Annotated in this window: 23 protein-coding genes and 1 pseudogene; 7 read left to right on the top strand and 17 right to left on the bottom strand. The window is 57.9% G+C overall.

Features of this window, described 5'->3' with window-relative positions; translation table 11 throughout:
- A pseudogene (locus tag NFS22_RS15450) lies at positions 1 to 362 on the top strand (recombinase family protein); the annotation flags it as partial.
- An 18-nt stretch (positions 363 to 380) separates the two neighbouring features.
- Here NFS22_RS15450 and NFS22_RS15445 read toward each other — a convergent pair.
- From NFS22_RS15445 to NFS22_RS15415, 6 genes are all read right to left on the bottom strand, one after another.
- The gene (locus tag NFS22_RS15445; protein WP_251318602.1) at positions 381 to 788 is read right to left on the bottom strand and encodes a response regulator; all 408 of its coding nucleotides are present in this window, start codon (positions 786 to 788) and stop codon (positions 381 to 383) included.
- 296 nt (positions 789 to 1,084) lie between these two features.
- Entirely contained in the window at positions 1,085 to 1,291 is a 207-nt protein-coding gene (locus NFS22_RS15435) for a hypothetical protein (RefSeq protein WP_251318601.1), read from the bottom strand.
- A 17-nt stretch (positions 1,292 to 1,308) separates the two neighbouring features.
- On the bottom strand, positions 1,309 to 2,592 hold the full coding sequence (locus tag NFS22_RS15430) for a sensor histidine kinase (protein WP_251318600.1): 1,284 nt from the start codon (positions 2,590 to 2,592) through the stop codon (positions 1,309 to 1,311).
- 1 nt (position 2,593) lies between these two features.
- Positions 2,594 to 3,307: a LytR/AlgR family response regulator transcription factor gene (locus tag NFS22_RS15425; protein WP_251318599.1), complete on the bottom strand. Its 714-nt coding sequence runs from the start codon at positions 3,305 to 3,307 to the stop codon at positions 2,594 to 2,596.
- Between the two features lie 121 nt (positions 3,308 to 3,428).
- Positions 3,429 to 4,763 (bottom strand): MATE family efflux transporter, encoded by a 1,335-nt coding sequence (locus tag NFS22_RS15420; RefSeq protein ID WP_251318598.1) that lies wholly within the window; start codon positions 4,761 to 4,763, stop codon positions 3,429 to 3,431.
- Positions 4,764 to 4,769: 6 nt separating this feature from the next.
- Positions 4,770 to 5,768, bottom strand: a complete 999-nt coding sequence (locus NFS22_RS15415) for a linear amide C-N hydrolase (RefSeq protein WP_251318597.1) — start codon at positions 5,766 to 5,768, stop codon at positions 4,770 to 4,772.
- A gap of 127 nt (positions 5,769 to 5,895) precedes the next feature.
- On the opposite strand from NFS22_RS15415, the gene NFS22_RS15410 reads away from it, so the two are divergent.
- A complete protein-coding gene (locus tag NFS22_RS15410) occupies positions 5,896 to 6,744 on the top strand; it encodes a MerR family transcriptional regulator (RefSeq protein ID WP_251318596.1) in 849 nt (282 codons plus the stop codon).
- Between the two features lie 74 nt (positions 6,745 to 6,818).
- On the opposite strand, the gene NFS22_RS15405 is transcribed toward NFS22_RS15410, so the two are convergent.
- Entirely contained in the window at positions 6,819 to 7,226 is a 408-nt protein-coding gene (locus NFS22_RS15405) for a hypothetical protein (protein WP_251318595.1), read from the bottom strand.
- Positions 7,227 to 7,412: 186 nt separating this feature from the next.
- On the opposite strand from NFS22_RS15405, the gene NFS22_RS15400 reads away from it, so the two are divergent.
- Positions 7,413 to 7,673: a helix-turn-helix domain-containing protein gene (locus NFS22_RS15400; protein WP_251318594.1), complete on the top strand. Its 261-nt coding sequence runs from the start codon at positions 7,413 to 7,415 to the stop codon at positions 7,671 to 7,673.
- Positions 7,674 to 7,712: 39 nt separating this feature from the next.
- On the opposite strand, the gene NFS22_RS15395 is transcribed toward NFS22_RS15400, so the two are convergent.
- Complete coding sequence (locus NFS22_RS15395) at positions 7,713 to 8,645, bottom strand: DUF6017 domain-containing protein (protein ID WP_251318593.1); 933 nt, start codon at positions 8,643 to 8,645, stop codon at positions 7,713 to 7,715.
- A gap of 77 nt (positions 8,646 to 8,722) precedes the next feature.
- Entirely contained in the window at positions 8,723 to 10,432 is a 1,710-nt protein-coding gene (locus tag NFS22_RS15390) for a CHAP domain-containing protein (protein WP_251318592.1), read from the bottom strand.
- Between the two features lie 33 nt (positions 10,433 to 10,465).
- Between NFS22_RS15390 and NFS22_RS15385 the strand changes: the two genes are divergently transcribed.
- Together NFS22_RS15385 and NFS22_RS15380 are read left to right on the top strand one after the other, a co-directional pair.
- A complete protein-coding gene (locus NFS22_RS15385) occupies positions 10,466 to 11,032 on the top strand; it encodes a hypothetical protein (RefSeq protein WP_251318591.1) in 567 nt (188 codons plus the stop codon).
- Between the two features lie 107 nt (positions 11,033 to 11,139).
- Positions 11,140 to 11,712, top strand: coding sequence for a DNA-3-methyladenine glycosylase I (locus NFS22_RS15380; RefSeq protein ID WP_251318590.1), 573 nt, complete (start codon positions 11,140 to 11,142; stop codon positions 11,710 to 11,712).
- Positions 11,713 to 11,722: 10 nt separating this feature from the next.
- Here the strand turns inward: NFS22_RS15380 and NFS22_RS15375 are convergent, their stop codons facing one another.
- Both NFS22_RS15375 and NFS22_RS15370 read right to left on the bottom strand, forming a co-directional pair.
- Entirely contained in the window at positions 11,723 to 14,059 is a 2,337-nt protein-coding gene (locus tag NFS22_RS15375) for a VirB4-like conjugal transfer ATPase, CD1110 family (protein WP_251318589.1), read from the bottom strand.
- Complete coding sequence (locus NFS22_RS15370; protein ID WP_478293119.1) at positions 14,052 to 14,405, bottom strand: PrgI family protein; 354 nt, start codon at positions 14,403 to 14,405, stop codon at positions 14,052 to 14,054. The genes NFS22_RS15375 and NFS22_RS15370 overlap by 8 nt, the downstream gene beginning before the upstream one ends.
- Positions 14,406 to 14,506: 101 nt before the next feature.
- Here NFS22_RS15370 and NFS22_RS15365 point away from each other — a divergent pair, with 101 nt between their 5' ends.
- On the top strand, positions 14,507 to 14,845 hold the full coding sequence (locus NFS22_RS15365) for a hypothetical protein (protein WP_251318588.1): 339 nt from the start codon (positions 14,507 to 14,509) through the stop codon (positions 14,843 to 14,845).
- Positions 14,846 to 15,153: 308 nt separating this feature from the next.
- On the top strand, positions 15,154 to 15,438 hold the full coding sequence (locus NFS22_RS23870; protein WP_289805148.1) for a hypothetical protein: 285 nt from the start codon (positions 15,154 to 15,156) through the stop codon (positions 15,436 to 15,438).
- Positions 15,439 to 15,455: 17 nt separating this feature from the next.
- On the opposite strand, the gene NFS22_RS15355 is transcribed toward NFS22_RS23870, so the two are convergent.
- The 6 genes from NFS22_RS15355 to NFS22_RS15330 all read right to left on the bottom strand — a co-directional run bounded on the left by NFS22_RS15355 (position 15,456) and on the right by NFS22_RS15330 (position 21,682).
- Entirely contained in the window at positions 15,456 to 16,301 is an 846-nt protein-coding gene (locus tag NFS22_RS15355; RefSeq protein ID WP_251318587.1) for a VirB6/TrbL-like conjugal transfer protein, CD1112 family, read from the bottom strand.
- Positions 16,268 to 17,134: a DNA-methyltransferase gene (locus NFS22_RS15350; RefSeq protein WP_478293113.1), complete on the bottom strand. Its 867-nt coding sequence runs from the start codon at positions 17,132 to 17,134 to the stop codon at positions 16,268 to 16,270. Before NFS22_RS15350 ends, NFS22_RS15355 begins: the two co-directional genes overlap by 34 nt.
- A 90-nt stretch (positions 17,135 to 17,224) precedes the next feature.
- Entirely contained in the window at positions 17,225 to 17,473 is a 249-nt protein-coding gene (locus tag NFS22_RS15345; RefSeq protein ID WP_478293117.1) for a formate hydrogenlyase, read from the bottom strand.
- A 49-nt stretch (positions 17,474 to 17,522) separates the two neighbouring features.
- Positions 17,523 to 19,364: a VirD4-like conjugal transfer protein, CD1115 family gene (locus tag NFS22_RS15340; protein ID WP_251318586.1), complete on the bottom strand. Its 1,842-nt coding sequence runs from the start codon at positions 19,362 to 19,364 to the stop codon at positions 17,523 to 17,525.
- A 118-nt stretch (positions 19,365 to 19,482) separates the two neighbouring features.
- On the bottom strand, positions 19,483 to 20,295 hold the full coding sequence (locus NFS22_RS15335; protein WP_251318585.1) for a DUF3801 domain-containing protein: 813 nt from the start codon (positions 20,293 to 20,295) through the stop codon (positions 19,483 to 19,485).
- Positions 20,276 to 21,682: a relaxase/mobilization nuclease domain-containing protein gene (locus NFS22_RS15330; RefSeq protein WP_251318584.1), complete on the bottom strand. Its 1,407-nt coding sequence runs from the start codon at positions 21,680 to 21,682 to the stop codon at positions 20,276 to 20,278. The genes NFS22_RS15335 and NFS22_RS15330 overlap by 20 nt, the downstream gene beginning before the upstream one ends.
- Positions 21,683 to 21,687: the final 5 nt, after the last annotated feature.

Genomic DNA, 21,687 nt, shown 5'->3' with positions numbered 1-21,687 from the left:
TTCAGACGTTGACCGCCAAGGCCGAGACAGTCAACCCCAGGCTGACCGCTTTGAATGTGGAGCTGGCCCAGGTGGAGGACGAGATTGAGAAGCTGTTGAACACCCTGACCGGGGCCAGCGCGGTTTTGATGTCCTACGCCAACGGGAAGATTGAGGAGCTGGACACCCGCCGTCAAGGGCTGATAAAGGAGATTGCCGCGCTGAACGCGGAAAGCGTCTCCCCGCAAAAGATCGAGTATTTGTCCTCCCACCTGGGGAATTGGGACAACATCGACTTTGATGACCGGCGGCAGGTGGCCGACATCATTCTCTCCCAGGTCCAAGCCACCGCCGAGCGCGTTTCTTTTGAGTGGAAAATCTAATTTCTTGCCCCCAGCGTCTTATTCAATGGTGTGTTTACCATTGTCAAGCGTTGCTATGGTCATAATTTCGCATTTCAATACTCTGCTCAAACGCTTGTGAATACAGGTTCTGATTCTCGTTTTATCCAGACAAAGCGTGACGCCCCGCCGCACAGCCTCCGCTTCATAGTGGCTTGAGGCGTGGCAGGATGCAATTAGGAATGGAAGATCAGCGTCAGCGGCCCGAACCATGTCCAACAGCTCCAGGCCGGAGCCATCCGGCAAATCAAGATCGGAGCTGATAAAAAGAGGCGGCTCCTTTTCAATGACCTCCTTGGCCCCAGCCACGGTAGCCGCTATTTGCACCCCATAACCTCTGCGTTTCAACAGCTTTGCCAGTTCTTGTGCGATGGCGCTGTTGTCGTCAACCAGCAGAATTTTTCGCATAAACCGCACCTCGCTTCCTTTGGTGAGGTCATTGTAAAACGCAAATGTCACAGAAATGTCCGAAGTGCTCAAAATTTTGAAAAATTAAATAATAGCCATAGAAGCATCCGGACAGCGTGTGCTGCCCTGATGTAAAGGAAATGCCGAAGGGAGCGGCAAAAAACCGCTGCCCTCCGGCATTTTAGGATTTGCTATTGAATAATGCCAGCGCCTGCTTGACCGTCCGGGCGTTGTCAACCGAATAACCGTTGGTTTCCAGTGTGTATTCCAGGCCATCAATCAGACTCAGATCATCTTCAACATAAAGTATCGTTTCCATCATCAATTTCCTTCTTCTTGCCGTCTTTTTTTGCCTTTTTCCAAGCTGTATATGTGGAATACAAAAACAAAATGCACAGAACAGCGTAGCGGGCAGCGTCCTTTGGTTTACCAGATACACCACTTGCAGCCGCTACGATCAGCCAGATTGCGCTAATCATTCCACGAACATACACATGACGCATAAATGATCCCCCTTAAATTAAGAATTACAGGGCGAAATATTCAGCAACACACTCAGATAATACTGCCGTCCGTTTTTCTCCGTCAATAGCGCCCCGTGGTACTTTTCCGCCACCGCTTTGATGTTGGAAAGTCCGGTGCCCGCCGGGGGCAGGGGTTCGTCCGAGCAGGTGTTCTCAAAGGTCAGCATGTAGAAATCTCCCTGCTGCTTCCCGCTGATGCGGATGGCCTTGGCCCCATCGTTTGCGCGGCAGGCGGCGATGGCGTTGTCCAGGGCGTTAGCGAAGAGCACACACAGGTCAAAATCGTCAATCCCACATGGCTTTGGCAGGACCAGGGACACCTCTGCCGCGATCTCCTTCGCCAGTCCCAGCTTCTCCCCCAACAGAATATCCACCACCGGGTTGCCGGTCTGATAGGGGAAGGACAGAGACTCCGAGACGGCCTCCAGCTTTTTCAGATACTCCCTGCCCTCCTCCAGCTTCCCGCTCCGGAGCAGGCCGTCCAGGACGGATAGATGGTTTTTGATGTCGTGGCGAAAGGATTTCGTCTGCTCGTAGCGCGCCTGGGCCTCCGCAATATAAACCTTTTGCTCATGGGCCGCCTGGGTCAGCGATTGCAGTTCCGCCTGGGCCTGAAAACCCTTGCAGAGCTGGCGGTAGGCATACAGGGTACACAGCAGTGCCGCCAGCCCCATGACTTGCAGGAGCAGCAGCGTACTGTGCCTGCCGACCTCCTCCAGAGAAATGATAGGGGCAAAAATGCTGTAGGCGGTATGGAGAATATAGAGCTCCGCGGCAAAGAAGAACAGACCCGGAAACAGCAGAAGTCCGATATAAGGCGTTTGACTGTCCTCCGTCCAGGCCAGGAGCTTCAGCACAGCATAATAGCAGCCAGCGCACAGCACAAAGAACAGGAGCTGTGCCGCCAAAAACAGGAGATAAAACAGCGGACTCCCGATGAAGCGGGGAAAGAGCGCCGCCTCCACCGAGTTGATGATCCCGAAGGAGAGCTGTGAAATGTAGTAGGACAGCACGGCGGCCAGCCAGGACACAGACCGCTGATTTCCCATCCCGTAGCGGCTGAGTCCGTAGAGCGCCAGCACGCCCACGGCAACGGGGAGCGTCCCGTCAAGGGCGAGTCTGTCCGAGAGAAACTGAATCATACCCAGGAGGAGAAAATAAACGGCAAAGTACCATTTTTTCAGTTTCTTCCCGGTAAGGCGGCTGATAAAGACCATATGCATCACCCCATGTCCCACAAGGAGACAGAGGCTGTCCATAAGCAAGGCGAAATAGTCCACGTCAGATCACCCTCTCCTTCATATGCCGCAAAAGGGCCTGGGTCAGCTCCCGCTCCCGCAGCCGGGAGGCGGGGATACGCTCCCCTTGGAACAGCAGGACCTGCCCGTCCTGACACCCCCGCACATAGTCCAGATTGACCAAGAAGCTGCGGTGGCACTTGAAAAAGCGCCCGTCCACCCGCCGCTCCAGATCCTCCAGCTTGTCATAGTAGTCGCTCACTGTCCCGTCACTTTTGTGGAGGTAGATTTTCCGGCCCAATACCTCGCAGTACACAATGTCCGAGAGAAGAACCACCTCGCAGCCGGTTCCCCTCTGAATCACGATGTCCTCGGCTGTCCTCTGTTTCAGGGAGCGGAGCACCCGATTCATTGTCTGTTTGAAGCGGGCGCTGTCCAGGGGCTTGAGCAGATAGTCGTATGCCTCTACCTGGAAAGCGTCGAAAACGAGCTCTTTCAGCACCGTCACAAAGACCAGCAGGCTGTGATCTCCCCGCTGGCGCAGCAGCTTGGCCGTCTCCATCCCGTCCAGATGCTCCATCTGGATGTCCAGAAAAATCACATCAAAGCGATCAACCGCATCCAGCAGGGCGCGGCCATCGGGAAAACTGCTGAGGTCGTAAGCGGTGATTGATTTTTCTTTCATATACTCCGCAAGATGGCCGGCAAGCTCCTGGGCCATCATGGGTTCATCGTCGCAGATCGCAATTTTTATCATGTTCACCACCACGTTTTTCTATCAATCTATCAGATTAGCAAAAGAGGACCAGGGATACAACCCCCGATGTCATGAAATGTCGCGGATGTGTCATGAAATGCTCTTGACCCCAAAAATTTGCTCAATACCCGTACCGCTTCCGGTATTTCAGCAGCAATGCTGCCGCCATGACCGTCCCCAGCAGCTCGGCCACAGGCGTCGCCAGCCACACGCCGGTGACGCCCCCCAGCAGGACAGGCATGATCTGAATGCTGGCAACGGTGAACAGGAAGGACCGGGAAAAGGCCAGCACGGCGGATACCACCCCATTGGACAGAGCGGTAAACATACCGCTGGCAAAGACATTCAGCCCCACGAACAGCAGAGCGATGGAGCACAGACGATTGCCCGTCACCGCCAGCTTATACACTGGGCTGTCCAGCCGGGTGAAGATGCCCACCAGTGGAATGGTCGCCAGAATGGAAATAACCGTACAGAGGACGGATGCCCCGACGATGAATTTGACGCTGAATCCCACCAGCTTCTTCAGTTTTTCGTGGTTCTGCTCCCCGTGGTAGTAGGAAATCATGGGGGCCACGCCGTAGGAGTAGCCGATAAACAGGGCGCTGACGAACATAAGTACATACATGATGATGGTGATAGCCGCCACGCCGTCCTCTCCTATGTACTTCAGCATCGCCAGGTTGAACAGCAGGGTGGTAATGCCAGACACCAAGGAGGTCGCCAACTCCGACATACCGTTGGTGGAGGCGTGGAACAGCACCCCGCCCCGGAACACCGGCCTTTCAAAGTGGAGCAGGCTGTCCTTCTTCCGGAACACCAGGAAGCCCACCACAGCGGTGATGGAGTAGCCCAGGCCGGTGGCGATGGCCGCCCCCTGGATGCCCAGATCGAACAGGGCAATCAAGACATAGTCCAGAATGATGTTGGTCACACCCCCCGCCACGGTGCAGATCAGGGATAGGGTGGACTTGTCGGCGGCAATCAGGTAGAGGGAAAAGTTATACATGAGCAAGATAGGAATGGTGAACAGCAGGTAGTTGCTCAAATAGGTGTGGCAGTAGCCGAATACCGCAGGGGACAGGCCCATAGTACCCAGCAGGGTGTCCATCAGGGTGTAGCCTAGGACCATCATCACCGCGCCCACTACGGCATTGGTGAGAATCAGCAGGGTAAAATCCTGCCGGGCCTCCTGTTCCTTGTGCTCCCCCATTTTCTTCATGACCACGGCGCTGCCGCCGGTGGCCAGCATACCAGAGATGGCCGTAATCAGGGCGATGGCCGGGGCGGTGAGGTTGATGGCGGACAGGGCCTCCATGCCAATCAGGTTAGAGACAAACAGCCCATCCACCATGGTGTAGAAGGTGTTGAACACCGTCATGACGATGGTTGGAAATGCGAATTTCAGGATGTTCCGGCCCGTGACCGGCAGGTGATAAGAGTCCAGTTTGTCCATAATGTCCTAATTCCTCCAGTCAATGTCCTGTCCGTCTCCCAGGTCGAAATACTGCATTTCCGTCCCTGCCTCCGGGAGCCGGACAGCGGAAATGCGCCGGTTCTGGGCAGGGGCAAAGTAGTACACGCCGCTCTCGGCACACATGACACTGGTACACAGGGTCTGCTCGTACACGTCGTAATTTGGATCGGCTTTTGCCAGTCCCTCGGGGATGTCCACCGGGGCAAAGGCCCGGAACATCCGGGATACCCCGTCCAGCTCGTCCTTCCCGGGAACGGCAAGCTCCTTCATAAAAGCCAAGCGGACAAAGCGGGAAGGAGAGGAATAGTCCCCCGGCAGGCCGGAACCGCCGCCCAGGCGCTCCCCGAACTCCCGGATCTCATGCCCGGCGATAGTCTGGGGGGCCTTGGGTAGATTGGTAACCCCCACGAAGTTGCGGAGGTTGGTTCGCTGCCAGCGGTAGTCCGGGCTGTTGGTCAGCACGCCGATGGTCTCCCGGTGGATGGACAGGCCACCCTCCTCCGGCTCGATGATGACGGCCTCGCCGGTTTTATCGCTGAGGATATAGTGGGCGGGCAGGGGTTTTCCCTGGATGGGCTCGTCCACCAAAGCAGTTCCCTTCAAAGCCTCCACGGTCTCCTCCACGCTGGCGCACTGACTGAACAGCCAAGCCAGTAGACGGCCTGGATGGACGGCTGTTCTGCCCGGGCCGGCACTTTCCTCATAGACCGCATACTCCGGGAAATGGAGCAGGGCCCCCATCAAGCCAGCGGAGTTTACCCCGTCCACCAGAATAGGCTCCCCGAAGCCAAGCACCGCCATACCGGTGTAACTGTATTCGCCGGAAGCCGCCCCCTCCCCGTGAAGTCCAGGGACACAGGGCATCCCCTGTGGAACACTGATGACCCGGTTGGCCGTCAGGTCTCCGAATTGGTCGTAGGTCCGTCCCAAAAGGTGCCGTCCGTCCTCTGTCCTCCAGGTAAAGCTGCTGCATCCAAAATCCATATCAAAAACCTCCTGTTTTCTCATATTGTTGTCCAGTGGACTTGCAATTATTTCTGACAGGGGGTATCATAAACCGTGTGGCCGCCACGCAGTCAAGGGGTATTTTTAATTTTTGGAGGAAATTTTTATGGAGAGAAAAAAAGGATGGCTGACCTCCGGGGCTTTCGCCGCCCTGTGCGGTACAACCAAGGAAACTCTGCGCCACTACAAAGACGTGGGACTGCTCCTCCCAGCCCATCAGGGGGACAACGGCTATTTTTACTACGACGTGGAGCAGTTCTACGATTTTTACGCCATCTCCATCTTCCGCCAGACGGGCACACCCCTGGAGGAGATCCGCCGCTGTCTCCAGGGACAGAACACCGCCAAAACGCTGGAGCTGCTGCGGGAACAGCGGGTCCGCCTGGAAGCGGAGCGGCAGAAGCTGGAGCACATGGACTTTGTGCTGTTCGGCGCCCTGCACAGCCTGGAGTTTGAGTCGAGGCCGGACATGATCCCCCGGACCGCCTGGTTTGAGCGGGAGCATCTGCTGGCCCTCCCCGTTAGGGAATTGGAGGGGCTGATGACCCCGGAGGCCAGCGAGGATGAAGCATTGATCGTTGTGCTGGAGCGGTGTCGGGCGCTGTGCAGCCAATACGGGATACAGACCGACTTCCAGCTGGGGGCCATCCACCAGCCGGGGGAGCAGGGTGGGCCAGGGGCCATCAGCCACCTCTATACCCGAATCAAAGAAAAAGCGGACTTCCCTTATTATAAGGAGAAGCCCGCTGGGAATTATCTGTACCTCTGCTGCCGGGGCCGTTGGGACATCTCCGCAGGTTATGCCGCCCTCAACCGCTGTATCCTTGAACGGGGGCTGGAAACGATAGGAGATTTCTACGCCTGCGACTTGGCCGGTTTTATCCTCAACTCGGTGGAGAAAAATGCGGCATCCATGATTTCGGTGCGGCTTTTGGACAGCGTTTTAACAAGATAAAGCGTATTTATCTATCGCATTATACTTCCAGGGAAATTTATGCGGACGGTGTCCGGTGAACGCACAGCAGTTTTCTAACACGATCCACCGTCCCCGGCGTAGCGTTCCCGGTAGTCCTTGATATACTCGTCCAGGTATTCCAGGTACTCGGCCCCGCCGCCCTCAATCGTTTCCAAAATGGCAGTGATTTTGCGGCGGCACTCGGCTTCTTCGCTCTCCGTCATGGTGTGCGCCTCATTAAGATGGGTGGTGGAACGAGGGGCAACAACATCGTTGATGATGTCATTAAACAGGTTGTCCAGCATGGCCTCCGGCGTGTCAAGTTGCTCCGCGCCTGCCGCGCCGGGTTCATCAACCACAATCCAGACATAGCCGATTTTCTTGGAGTAGACTATATCAAAATAGTTCTGCCCATCAATGTAATTCTCAAATGCTTTGAGGATAGCGTCCAGTTCTTTCCGTACTTTTTCCGTATAAATCATATCGATACGACCTTTCACAAAATTGGTCCCTGGTAGCGTACCCGGTTCAGGTTGATTCTAATAAACGTGCGCCCTCTTAATTATATGATTGCTCAATATATTAGTCAATAGCCCGATAACAAGAGCGGATAACGAGGCGCAAAAATTTTATAATAAAGGCATCCTAATCACAGGGGGATGCCGTGGATGAGCAAGAAGGAAGTGGACTTCAGCAATCGGGACAGGTTTATCGAACTTGGCCTGATGATCGCCAGCCTGCGAAAAATGCAGGGGATGTCCCAGGAGAAGCTGGCGGAGAAGGCGAAGATCAGCCGTTCCCATCTGAGTTCCATCGAGGCCCCCAACATCGTGCGTCCCTTTTCCCTGGAAGTGCTATACAACATTGCGGACGCTCTGGGTGTCCGAGCGGGGGATCTGCTGAACGCCACCCTGCCCCCAACGAAATGAGAGCAACGCCTTGCCACCGGCAGGGCGCTGTTTTGTCCCCTATGCCGCCTCACCGCCGTAGAGGTCATGGTTGACCTGGGCGGCGTAGTGATTCTCAATCGTGGCCGGGGCGTTGTACAGCACCGCCAGCAGGTACTGCTTCATGTTCCGCACCTGGGTGGTGTTCTCCCGGAGGCAGTCGAACACGAAGCGGATGTGTTCGCTGTCCAGCTTCAGCAGTCGGGACTTCACCACAGCCTGGGGGAAGTCGTTCCCCGCCACTCGGAGGTTTTTCTTTTTGGAGCAGACCGCCTCCACCATTAACTCCACCATCTCGTCCAGCTGGCCAGCGTCATAGGGGCGCTCCCGCACGAAATCGTCATAGCCGATGTTCTCCCGGATCACTCCCCGATAGGCGTCCATCTCGCCCTGACTCATCCCGCTGCTCCTGCGACCCTTCCTTCCCTTCGCTTCAGGCGGCTCTGCCGCCGCAGGCGTGGAGGTGGTGGGAGGGGATGAAGGGAAAGGAAAAGATTCTGTACTTACTGAGTCAGTTATTTTTTTCTCTTTTTTTACTGGGTCTTTATTTATTTGCGTTGGATTTCCCGTCTGCGTGGAACCCGTAGACGGATTCTCCGTTGTCGGGTTTTCCGGCAACGGCTGGGCCGATGACGGCTTTTCCGGGGGCGGCTCGTGAGAGGCAGGGTACTCCCGGATAATGTACTCGTTGCTTCCAAACTTCCCGGCCTTGTCGGTGGTCTGGCGGCGCTGGACATACCCAGCTTTCTCCAGTTCCACCACGGCGGCCCGGATGGCGTCCTTGCCCTCCAGGCTGATCCGGGCGAGGCCAGCCAGTGTATAATCCCAATTTTCCGGGAGACTGAGCATCATGGACAGCAGGCCCTTGGCCTTGAAGGATATGGTCTTATCCCGCAGGTGGTAATTGCTCATAACGGTGTAATTGTTGGTACGCTCCACGCGAAAAACTGCCATAGTATTTCACTCCTTATAAAAATTGAGCGGCGGAGAAAATGCTTCTCCGCCGCTTGCGATTGACAAGGTTTTACTGTTTAGTTGTAAATGGGACAGCCATAGCCCCAGATCTCGTAATGGCCCACACTGTAGCTGCGCTGGCGACAGCTATCGCTTGTATTGCCCTCCACGGTGTAGACCACGCCATTCTCCACCCGTTCCACGATGCCCACATGGTCGGGAACATCGTCCTGCGGCCCGGAGGAGCCTTTGTTGTCCCAATCAAAAAATATCAGGTCTCCGGGGCGCGGCTCATAGTCGCCATCCTGCCACTGGCCCCGGTCTTTAAACCAATTAGAGCCGCCTGTGCAGCCGGCGAACTTGGGAATCACTCCAGCGTCAATGTAGCCGCACTCGTTGGCGCACCAGCTCACGAAGCAGGCGCACCACTCCACCCGGCTGTTGAAGCCGTACCAGCTCCAGTAGGGCTGGCCGCCCACGTTGCCCACCTGGGACAGCGCCACGGCCACGATCTCGCCGCTGGAGCCGTAGAGGAGGGTATTCCACATCTCCCGGTTTGCCGCTGCCAGCAGCTCGTCCAGGGCGGCATTCTGCTGATCCGTGAACGCATAAAACACCCGCATATCGTCCGGCGTCCTGGGCGTGACCGTGATGGTCAGTACCTTCTCCGTCCAGGCGGCGGTATCGCCCTCGGCGGGATGCTCTACCTCCGACTCCGCCGTGGTGATCTTGGTCATATCCCAGAACACCGTCCGCAGTTTCTCCACTGTAGCCGTGTCCAGGACGGACACCTGCGCTCCGTCCGCCCCTCCGGCAGTCTTGGCGGCAAACACCGCAAACACATCCGGCCAGGAAGGCGGGCCGCCCTGGATCTCCACCCGGTCATAGGTTCCCCCGGTTTGGAGGGCGGACAGCCTGTCCGCGTACTCGCTGTTGATCTGGGCGATCACCGCGGTGGGGGATACCGCATCCGGGGAACCTCCGCCGTCCGAGAAAAAGATGCCGAAGGGCGAGGCGATGAGCAGGCCGATCATGCAGATCACCAGCACAACCACGAGTACCACCCAGCCCCCGGCAGCGATGGCGGCGATCAGCTCCTGCATGGCCGCAATGGCCGCTTTTATCGCCGCCACGGTGGCTTTCGCCGTGGCCTTGGCGGTGGCCGCCGCCGCTTTTGCTGTGGCACGGGCGGTCTGTACGGCCCGCTGGGTGGCCTTTACGGTAGCCTGGGCAGACTTTTGGGCCGTTTTGACCGTCTGCTGGGCAGTTTTCGCCGTCCGCTGGGTGGTCTTGATGGCCTTTCTGGAGGAACGATCTACCGTTTTGATAGTCTGACGGATGGTGCGCTCCGTGGTCTTTCTCCCGGAGCGGGCCGTTTTGATGATGGTCCGTCCACCCTCCCGCACAGGCCGGGTGTCCGGTTCTCCCGGACTCGGCGGCCTGCGCACAGCCTGGGCCGGAGTGTGTTGACCCTGCCCGCCAGCATACCTGCGCCGGGACGGAGTGGGAGGGGATGCAGTCTCCCCACCATTCGCCATCCGCTGGCCCTCCGCCCGCTTCATAGCTGCGGCACGGCCGCGCTCCCGCACAAACTCCTGCCTGCCCTGCACAAGCGCCTGGGGCGGCTGCTCCGGCGCAGGCTGGCCTTGAATGCAGGCTTCTCTGGTCTTGATGGCCAATCGGTCAGGCGCCCCCGGCCTATGTCCAGCAGGAGGAGCGGTGCTGTCGCCAGAGGGGGCGCTGGTGACAGCATCCCTCGTCTTGATCTTCGGCAGCTCCGATCTCACCCGTGGGGCCGATTCCGCATCCGCAGGAATATCATGGACAGCAGTCTCCCTCGTTCTGACCTGGGGTGGCTCCGGTGCAGCCTGCGGCGCAGGCGAAACATCCGGGCGGGGATCATCATGTACAGCGGACTCCCTGGTTTTGATCTGCCCCTGCTTCATCCGCTCCCCAGGGGATGGCACAGCCCTGCCGCTCTCAGCCCGCCCTGCGCCGGAGACATCCTCCCTGGCGGAAACCGCTTCCCGTGTTTTGATCCGGGGACGTTCCCGTGGGGGCGGCTCATGGGGCGAATGCTGCTCCCCTGGGGCCGCCGGCGATGGCGGATCTGCCGGTATCTCCTGCGTAGGTGGGTCTGCGGCAGTGCGCGGCTCCCCGTTCGCCTCCTGGCCCTTGGCGGACTTTTTCTTCTTCAGCAGAGCTTCCACACCGCGCCGCGCCTGATAGGCCCCACGGACGGCGGCATCCTCAATCCGGTCGCCGCCGTAGTCGCTGGCCTGTCCACGCTGGGCGGCCTCACGGAACTGGCCCCGCAGGCGTTCCGTACCATCATCCAGCCCACGGCGAATAAGTTGTTTCGGCGCAGCTTTAGCTTTTTCTTTTAATTTGCCCTTTATTGTGCGTTTTTCTTTGACTTTTGCGATACTCTATCACCTCACTTTGCATTTTTCGGCATTTTATGCTACACTGTCTCCCAAAGGAGGGAGCGTTCATGGAACAGATTCGCAGATGTGAATGGGCCGGCCCCGACCAAATATATATTGATTACCACGACAACGAGTGGGGCCAGCCCCTCCACGATGATAATAAGCTGTTTGAGATGCTGATCTTGGAGGGGATGCAGGCCGGACTGGCATGGATCACCGTGCTGAAAAAACGGGAAGCCTTTCGTGCCGCTTTTGACAACTTCGATCCCCCAAAGGTCGCGCTGTATGATGACGCAAAGATCGAAGCCCTTATGGCGAACACCGGGATTATCCGACACCGGGGCAAGATCAACGCAGCTATTGGCAACGCAAAAGCATTCCTTGAAATTCAAAAAGAATACGGCAGTTTCGACCGATTCATCTGGGCCTATGTCAATCACACACCTATCATCAACGCCCCACACAGCATGGCGGAGCTGCCTACATCCACCCCGTTGTCCGATCAGATCAGCAAGGACTTGAAAAAGCGGGGCTTCAAATTTGTGGGGTCCACCATTGTCTATTCGTTTATGCAGGCTGTTGGGATGGTGGATGACCACATGATTTGGTGTCCCTGGCATACGAATAACAGAAAATAAAACCGGAAATTCAGGCGACGTTGGTCTCACTCAGCTTGGTGGTCATCAAGCGGTAGAGCCGGTTCTTGGGGAAATTGTCCATAAACGGCACGATGGCGCTGCCGCACTTGATGAGGCCGCGCCCGAAGTCCACGTTGGTGATGTAGGAGAGCTGGTTGTCCGAGATGTTCAGCAGCCGCGCCAGCTCCGCCCGGTCGGTGGCCGCCTGGTTCAGCATGACCAGGAACTCGCTGTTGGCCAGCATGGTCCGGGCGGTGTGGGACTGGAGCAGATCGTCCACGTTTTGAGTGAGGCCGGTACAGCAGGCCCCGTACTTTCTGACACGCTTCCAGAGGGTAAACAGGAAATTAGCGCTGTATTCGTGCTGGAAAAGAAGGTAGATTTCATCGATATAGACCCAGGTGTTCCGGCCCAGTGCCCGGTTGCGGATCACCCGGTTAAACACGCTGTCCAGCACCACCAGCATCCCTACCGGAAGGAGCTGCTTGCCCAGATCCCGGATGTCGTAGCAGAGGATTCTGGCGTCCGTGTCCACGTTGGTGGGCTTGGCGAAGGTGTTGAGGCTGCCCTCGGTGAACAGCTCGATTGCCAGTGCCACATCCCGCGCCTCCGGCTCAGACTGGCGGAGCAGTTCGGCGTGGAAGTCCTGGAGGGTGGGGGCTTTGCCCTGGTAGCCGCCCTTGATGTAGCTGTGATAGACGTTAGCGGTGCAGCGGTCGATGATGGACTTCTCCTTGGCGGACAGCAGCCGGTCGCCCATGAGCTGCTCACACAGGGACAGCAGGAACTCGGACTTCAGCACAACAGGATTCTCGCCGTCCCCGTAGCCCTGCTCCATGTCCATGGCGTTGATGTGGTTGGGCGAGGTGGCGGAAATGCTGATCACCTCGCCGCCCAGCCCTTCGATGAGGGGCCGGTACTCGCTTTCAGGATCTATGACGATGATGTCATCGTCCGTGGAGAGCGCCAGGGCCACCATCTCCCGCTTGGCGGTGAAGGACTTGCCGGAGCCGGACACGCCCAACACAAAGCCGTTGCCGTTGAGCAGTTCCTTCCGGTTGGCGATGATGAGGTTCTTGCTGATGACGTTCTGCCCGTAGTACACACCGCCCTGGTCCCGTACCTCCTGGGCCTTAAAGGGCATGAGAACGGCCAGAGCCTCGGTGGTGAGCGTCCGCAGGGCGTCGATCCGCCGCAGGCCCAGGGGCAGGGCGGTCACCAGCCCGTCCGCCTGCTGCCAGTTCAGCGTGGCCAGTTGGCACAGGTGCTTCCGGGCGGCGGACTGGAGGGCATCCGTGTCGCTGTCCAACTCCTCTTTGCTGTCCGCCAGATGCACCAAGGTCACCACGGCGAACATCATCCGCTGATCGCGGGTGGTGAGATCGTCCAGCATCTCACGGGTTTCTTTCCGCTGCTGTTCCAAATCGTAAGGAACAACGGCGGAGAAATTGTTGTTGCTGTTCTGCCGCCGCTGCCAGTTGGTCACGTTGGTCTCAACACCGAGGAGCCGGTTCTGCATCTCCCGGACGGCCTCATCCGTGGGGACGGGGATCACGTCAATGGACAGCATCATGGTGCGGTTCAGTGCCGTCAGCTCGGAAATCATGCTGTCCTTGATATAGCTGGCGTACTCCTTGAGGAACAGCACCCGGCCAAACTTGTCCCCCATGACAAAATAGTCCTTCTTGAACTCCAGGCTGTCCGGGCAGATGGAGTCCTTGAAGCTGTGGCCCTTCCGCATCAAATCCCGCAGATCCACATGGAACTCCGTCTCCTCGCCGGTGCGGTAGAAGTCGTGCAGCACCCGCAGGCGCTCCACCGCGTCCAGCTCCTCGCTGTGGGCGTCCAGGTGGCTCAGACGGGTGGTCACATCCGCCGTCACCCGGTCGAAGAAGGCGCGGGCCTCCTCGATGCTCTTGCGGTGGACGGAGAGGGTGATATACCGCTCCTGTACCACGCTGTTGGAGCTGTCCGTCACCTTGTCCATGAGCATGGCGTTGTACTCGGCCCGGTAGCCGTCCAGGTAATCGTCCTGACGGGGCAGCAGGATCTTCTGCTCGAAGTCCTGGCGGTTGAGCCGCTTGTTGTTGATGGTCAGCTTGGTGGTGGAACCGGTGTCCAGGGCGTTGAGCAGCTCCGAGTAACCCAGGAACATGGACGTCTTATCTTCTTTTGAAGCAATCGCATAGTTGATATCCGAGAAGCGGATGGTCTTGGAGAATTTGCTCCCGAACTGAAAAATCCCATCCGGCCAGAGGCGGTGGATGGGGATGGCGTCCTGCACGGACTTGGGGAGGACGAAGCCCTCCCGGTCCTGCTTCAGCGTATTTTGCAAGGTTTTAATCAATCTTCAGTGCCTCCTTTACTGTGGAATGCTCCATCGCCTGGGCGTACAGATTCTCCGCCCGGAACACCAGCTTTCTGGGGTACAGCAACTCCAAGCGGATGACGGCGAGGAGAAATTTCTCAAAGGTCATGCCGTTGTAGGTGAAAAAGCCGCAGAGGGCGAAGGGGAAGGCGGCCAGGACGCAGATCCAGCCGATCTCCCCGCTGCCCACCACATTGCGCAGGCCGAAATACAGCCCCACCGCCACCAGCACAGCCAGCAGGGCGAACAGGAACTGCCGCAGGGACAGCCCGAAGAACAGGCTCTCCTGGTAGTCCCGGACTTCTTTGTTGATGCGGACTTCTATGGGTGATCACCTCCAGAATGAAAGAATCGGCAGACAGACCGTTGCAAGGTCCGCCTGCCTATGGTAAGATGCGACAAACCAGAAAAAGGGAGGTCTGTCACATGACGCTGTTTATATTTGGATTTGGCTTGATGTTGCTGCCTATCCTGTTCTGTCTGGCCCTGAAGCTCCGGCTGGGTGTCCCCATGCTCTATGCAGCACTGATGCTCACAGCGTTCCACGGCTGGTATCAGGCCCACGCAGCTTTGGCGGACGGCATCTTTTTCGCCCTGATCGGCCTCACTGCCCTGTCCTGGGTGGTGACGCTGCTCCGCCGCCTCTGGGAACTGCTGGAGGATTGGCGGGAGGAACGGGCCATGGCAGACCTGCTGGCCTACCGCGTCCGGCAAGCCAGGGCCGCCGGCGAGTATGCCATTGACACCCAAGGACTGTGGCGTTGATTTTATCGCTCTCCTGTGCTACAATAAGGCAGCTTATTTAAGGGTGAGGAGGCGGATTAGTGAAGGGTTTCAGCCGAAAAAATCTATTATTTTCCCTGTGCGGACTTAACTGCGGACTATGCACCATGCGATTGGGTGGACATTGCGGCGGATGCGGCAATGGAAACCAATCCTGCAAAATTGCCCGATGCAGTTTGGAACATGGGGGCATGGAGTATTGTTGCGAGTGCCCTCAGTATCCTTGCGAAAAGTACGAGAAGATTGGCGAATACGACTCCTTTATCACCGCACGGAGGCAAAAAGCCGATATGGAAAAACTGCGGGATATCGGAGCTGAGCGCTATAATGCCGAACAGGGGGAGAAGGTGCAGTTGCTGGAGTATCTGCTTTCTTCCTGCAATGACGGGCGCAGGAAAACGCTCTTTTGTCTGGCAGTCAATCTGCTGGAGCTTTCCGATGTGCAAAGTGTCGTTGATCAGCTTATGGCATCTGATCTGCCAACCGTGAAAGAGCGTGCCGTGTATGCAGCGTCACTGTTCCAAAAAGCTGCCGATGAAAAAGGAATTTCCTTGAAATTGAACAGGAAAAAGTAACCGTATTTCTTGATTTGTCAGCCCAGCCCCATCAGCTCCCGGATCAGCCTATCGTTCATTTTGATGCAGCCCACCAGCACCAGCATATTGAAGATCAGTTCGCCCACATAGTTCCACACGATGGTGGCCGCCGCCAGGGTATCGTCCGCGATGGCGGGCGGTGTGGAGGCAAAGGCCGAGAAGATCACACAGGCTAACACGATGATACAGCCCTCCAGACAGATTGCGGCGTAGCTCTTGAGAAAGGCCACGCCAATACTGCTGGAGGGCTGTCCCGCAAAGCTGGCCATGGGGATGGGCGCGATGGCCGTGGCGAGATAGAGCTTGAAAAACCGGGAGTAAACGGTTAAAATCATAATCAAAGACAATACCCAAATGAACAGCGATCCCAGCAGGGTAATGGCCCAGAGGGGGATGCTCTCCAGGAAGCCCACGTCCTCGATGATGGTTACCATCTCGGCGGGGAGGGTGGTGTCGGTGAGCGCCGACAGCCCGGAGGCCGTCATGATGGTGGAGATCATCCCCTGGGCCACCTTGAACAGCGCCGTCATCAGCTCCATGCCGTGGGTCACCGCCGCCTGCGCCAGTACAAAACGGATAAAGCACTTGAACACCATCTCAGGCTTCTTTAATTCCGTAAAGCTGCCGCAGGTCTTGACAATGCCCATGACGAAGAACAGCACCAGCAGGGCGCAGCCGATGGCTTGGAGTGCGCCGTTGATATCCTGCATGACTGTCCAGACTCCGCCGCCCTTGAACTCCTCCGGGGTGGTACTGAGGAGCTGCCAGATCTCTGCCAGCTTCCCATTCCAGGTCCCCAGGGCGGAGTTCAGGTTGTCCACGATCCAGTTTCCGCTTCCCACTCACACCACCTCCTTTGCGTCCGAAATTCGTTTCGCGGCCATGGCGCAGTAGTCCGGGGATAGGTCGATCCCGATAAAACTCCGGCCCAGGCGTTTCGCCACAGCGCCGGTTGTACCGCTGCCCATGAAGGGGTCCAGCACCGTGCCGCCAAGGGGCTTCCCGCCAGGATGCAGGGTTCCGCCAGCTTCTCCGGGAACACCGCGAAGTGCGCCCCCTGGAAGCTGCTGCTGGGGACTGTCCAGACATCCCGCTTGTTCCGGCCCAGCGGGTTGAGGGGAAGTCCGGCAAAGTTCCCCCTTTGCGGAAGGTGTCCGGCATCCAGATCAAAGCTGGAGGCACAGCCTGACGGATAACTCCGGCGTTCTCCCGAACGGGTGGGTGTGATGAAGGATTCCCGGATGGCATCGGCGTCAAAATAGTATCGCGCTGATTTGGACAACAGGAAGATATATTCGTGGCTTCTGGTGCAGCGGTCCCGCACCCCCTCCGGCATGGCGTTGGGCTTGTGCCAGATAATGTCCTGCCGCAAATACCAGCCGTCCGTCCGCAGGGCCATGGCCAGTGCCCAGGGAATGCCCAGCAAGTCCTTGTTTTTGAGGCTTCTACAGTTTTTCCGGCAGTAGCTGTCGCCTATGACGAGCCACAGGGTCCCGTCCTTCCGCAGTGCCCGCCGCAACTCCCGAAACACCTGGACAAGCCGTTCCAGATACTCCTGGGGCGTTGGCTCTAATCCGATCTGCCCCTTTATCCCATAGTCCCGCAGTCCAAAATAGGGCGGCGAAGTAACACAGGTGTGGACACTCTCCGCATCCAGTGTTCGGAGCTGTTCCACGGCGTCGCCGCTGATCAATCGTTCAAATATGGTCGATCACCTCCCCTAAAAGGCGGAGGGCGCGGATGCGCCCTCCTGCTGCTATTTTCCTCATCCGCCAGTGATGAGGGTGAGGATCTCACGGGTAAAGGTGATCACGATACCGCCGGCGATGGTGAGCATACCGTTGGCCCGCTGGGAGGGGTCGTGGCTCTTGAGGGACAGGCCCAGCTGGAGGATGCCGAAGCCCAGCAGGATCAGGCCGATGGCCCGGATCAGGGAAAAGATGAACTCACTCAGGTTCTCCACGATCTGGAGGGGATCGTCCGCGGCGAAGGCGGGGACGATCATGACGGCCATGGACAGCACCAGACAGGCGAAGAGAGCGTAGGCCCGCTTGGCGCGGCGCTCAATCTTCTTCTGGCGCTCCAGGGTGTTCAGGGGCTTCTGGGATTTCTTCATGATCTTCATAGGTTGCAGTCTCCTTTTCTTCATCAGATGGTTCGGTTTCCGGGGCGAACAGCGGTTCCCCCTGGAACTTCAGCTCAGGCTTTTCCTGATGGTGGATGTAAGGCGGCCCACCGCCGTCAACGGTGTAACGGATGGCAGGGTGATCGGTCAGCTCGTACTTCAAATCCATCACCGGCTTGGCACCCCGGATGAACAGGATGGCGTAGCGGTTGTCCAGCCCACGCACCTCATCAGGAGTCAACAATTCGCGGCCGCTCATTTGAAAATTGGTGGAGTACGATCCGGATTTGCCCTTGGTCTGACCGTGAGTTCGGGTGTCAATCGTGGCTTTCCCAAGGGCCTCTGAGATGTACTTGTGGGTGGACGATTCGTTGCCGCCCAAGTACAGAATTGTGTCACTATTGCCCGGAATTGTCTCCCAACTGTCCTTAAAAAGTTCCTTGATTTGCGCCATATTCTGAATAATGGTGCTTGCCGAAATGTTGCGGGAGCGCATGGTGGCCAGCTCACGGGTGAAGCCTGGGAGGGGCATGGCGGCGAACTCATCCAATATAAAGTGGACGTGGCAGGGCAGGGTTCCGTGGTGGATCTGGTCCGCGCTGTAGTAGAGGGCCTGGAACGCCTGGGCGTAGAGCAGGCTCACTAAAAAGTTAAAGCTCTGGTCGTTGTCGGGTATGACGGCATAGAGCGCGCACTTCTGCTCCCCCAGGGTGTAGAGGTCCATATCATCCCGGTCTGTTATGGCCTTGATCTGGGGCAGGTTGAAGGGGGCCAGCCGGACGGCGGTGGACACGAGTATGCTTTTTGAGGTCTTGCCGGCAGCCATTTTGAAGACTTTGTACTGCCTCACCGCCACACTGTCCGGCTTCTCCCGCTCAATGGCCTGGAAGAGCAGATCCAGGGGCGAGACGTACTCCTCGTCCTCCTCCTTGACCTCGGCGTACTCCAGCACCCGCATGACCATGGAGAAGTTCTGTTCGTATTCCGGAGCCTCCTGCCACAGCATGAGGATGATGGCCTGGAGCAGAGCTGTCTCTGATTTCTCCCAAAACGGGTCGGAATTGTGACTGTTTTTAGGCGTAGTCGCTTGAATCAGGTTGTTTACCAGCCGGAGAGCGTCCTTTTCGTCCCGGATGTAGCGGAAGGGATTATAGCCGTCCGACTGCTCCAGATTGACCAGATTCAGCACGCGGATGTCATAACCTTTGCTTTTCAAATATCCACCTGTGGCCAGCAAAACCTCTGATTTCGGGTCGGTAATGACATAATTGGTATTGGCTTCGAGGATATTCGGCTTCACATAGGTTCGGCTCTTGCCTGCGCCGGAACCGCCTATGACCAGCACGTTCAGGGAGCGGCGGTGCTTGTGGGTATCCAGCCCCAGGCGGACGTTTTTGGTCAGCAGCTTGTTCTGTTTCTGAGCGAACATGGCGTTGACCTGCCGGGGGGAGGCCCAGGCGGCGGAGCCGTGTTCCTCGCCGTCACGGGTTCGGCCCTGCTGGTCGGCGTAGAGGCATATCCCCATGATGTACGCCCCGGTACAGACCAGGATGGTCACAAGGCTGTGATTCGTCCACTGTATGCGGAAGGGGTGTTCCATCGCTGCCGTCAGGTTGGCAATGATGTCGGGCAGGCCGCCGCCCAGGGACTGAGCCAGCAGCAGCGCCGCCCAGACCACGGGAATATAGAGAAATAGGTAAACGGCGAGTTTACCCGTCCGGGATGGTTGATTCAGATCTTCCTCACCTCCAAAAAATACAGCAGCCCGAAGAATCTGCATATTGACAGATCCTCCGGGCCTGTGCTACGATACCTGTTAGTACTTCCCTCCAGCCCAAGAGTGCTTTTTGAGTGGGACTTTGATCCCGTTGCGCGGTGGTTGGTGGGGAGTATCTTTTTTATCTTGTTTTGGGCCTGTTTTTCGCAACAGATTTTGCTTTTTCTCTGGCCGGAGCGGACGGTCTCCTCACCTGCGCCCGATGCGCCTCCAGACGCGCCGCAATGGAGGGACGCTCACTCGTCCCCCTCGAAGCGCCGCTCTCTTTGGGCATAGAGGAGTTGATTTTTGTAACGTGCGAGTCTCGTTCCGACCGAGAACCGTTTTTTCCCTTGTTCTCCTGACGCTGGGCCACAGGGGCCTGCTGGCGGCCCTGGTCTGGGGACCGCTGGGATACCTCTTGCTGTGGCGGCGCTGGCCTTACAGTGGCCTCCTGGGGCCTGCGCTCCTGCCGCCTGACCTGCACCTGCTCCGGGGCATCACGTTCCGGGGCCTGCCGTTCATGAAATACCTCATACCCCCTCTGGAGCGGCTTGGCGGGCCTGCGCTCCGGCTCCGGGGGCAGGGTGTAGAGGATGCGCTCAAAAATGGCGTTGGCCCGTTCCAGTTCTGTCACCGGCAGGATCACATCCAGCACCCTGCCCTTGTCATCCTTGTCACGGATCACCGAGAACAACAGCTTGTGCTTTTTCGCCAGCTTCTTAAACTGTTTGTACTGCTCCGGGGTCATGGGGAACCGGCGCAGATCCCGCGTCTCCCGCAGCATCTTGCCCATGTTCACCTTGCCGGAGAGGACTTTGCGGTTACTGGCCAGCGCCATGGTCAGGGCCAGCATATTCTTCAGGGCCGAGCCGGACAGCCGCACCATCACCTCCGTACCGGAGAGCATCATGCGCACCATCTGGTCAGCGGCCTCACCGCCTCCTACGTTCATCTCGTTCCACCTCCTTGGTGTGTTCTTCGATTTTATTGATGTCATGTTCCATCTGGGGCAGCCTGTCTAAAATGTCACGGCAGAGGGCCAGCTTCTTTCGCTCCGCCCGGATCTGCCGGTTGACCTCCGCCACCTGTTCGTAAATTTCCGCCTTTTCCGCAGAGAGCCGTTCTCTGGGGATGCCGCACTGTTCCAGCACAGCCACCGCATCCATGTACCGGGCGTACTCCGCCTCCATCCCGGACAGGCCGTCCTCGTAGAGCTGTTTGGCCTGGGCCAGAGCGGACACATCCGCCAGGGCGTTGTACAGCTTTTTCCGTTTCTTTTTCCGCACGTTGAGGATCGTACGCTGCTTGGTCAGGGTGGCCAGCGCGTCCTCTGTGCGGGACTGGAATGCCGCCATGTCCCCCTGGGTGGCAATGCCATTCTCCCGGAGGAAGTCAAATTGCTCCCGGTATCGCTCCGCCTGCATCACCTCCTGCCGAAGCTGGGGCGTCATCCGGGGTGGATACCGCCGCTGCCCGATCTTGCCCAGGACGTAGAGGTAGTGGACATACAGCGCCATAATTCCGGTATATTTCGGATATTTTTTGTAGGGCTTGTAGGCTGGCCGGTAAATGACGGCGGGCCTGCGTCCGGCCTCGATGTCCTCCAGGCCGCTCTGGATGGCCGCCCGGATACCGTCCTCGGTGAACAGCCCATTTTTCCGTCCGGGGTACATGAACCGATCCTGTCCCCGCAGCCGGAAGCCCAGGCGATTCCCGTGGCTGATCTCCCACCCCATGTGTTCCATGAGCATAAAGAAGTGGCCCAGGTCGTTGGCGTCCTCAATGGCCGTCCGCAGGTCCGCCTCCAGCATGGAGCGGAAGGTGGGCTGGCCCCTGGACTGGCGGAGCCACTCGATGTAGCTGACCGCCTGGGCGGACTCACCCTCCATGATGATGGACAGCCCATGCTCCCGGCACAGCCGGTCCGAGGTGGCCCGGATCTGCTGGTAGTAGCTCTGGGTGTTGCTGTGGTACTTCTCGCCGGTGTCCGCGTTCACAGAGTTGAAGACCAGGTGGGCGTGGATATGCTCCCTGTCCACATGGACCCCGATCACCGTCTCGTACCCCGGCAGATGCTCCTTCGCAAACTCTGCGGCGATCTCCAATGCCTGCTCCGGGGTGACCTCCCCCGGCTTGAAGGACTGGATGATGTGGTAATACTGCACACCATCTTCCTTGCCATAGGCCCGCTTGGTATCCAGCATCTGGCGGCACTCCCGGCCTGGGTCGCAGTTGAGGTGGGCGGTGAGGACGCGCTCCTGGGTCTTGTCCCCGTTGAGGACGTAGTTGATGCCCACGTCCAGTCGGCCCTTCCGGGCCAGGATTTTTGTGATAGCCATGTTCC

The sequence above is a fragment of the Flintibacter muris genome, assembly GCF_943192995.1.
Lineage (GTDB): Bacteria > Bacillota > Clostridia > Oscillospirales > Oscillospiraceae > Lawsonibacter > Lawsonibacter muris.
The sequence above is the reverse complement of the archived record's forward strand: the minus strand, read 5'-3'. Positions and strand labels throughout refer to the sequence as shown.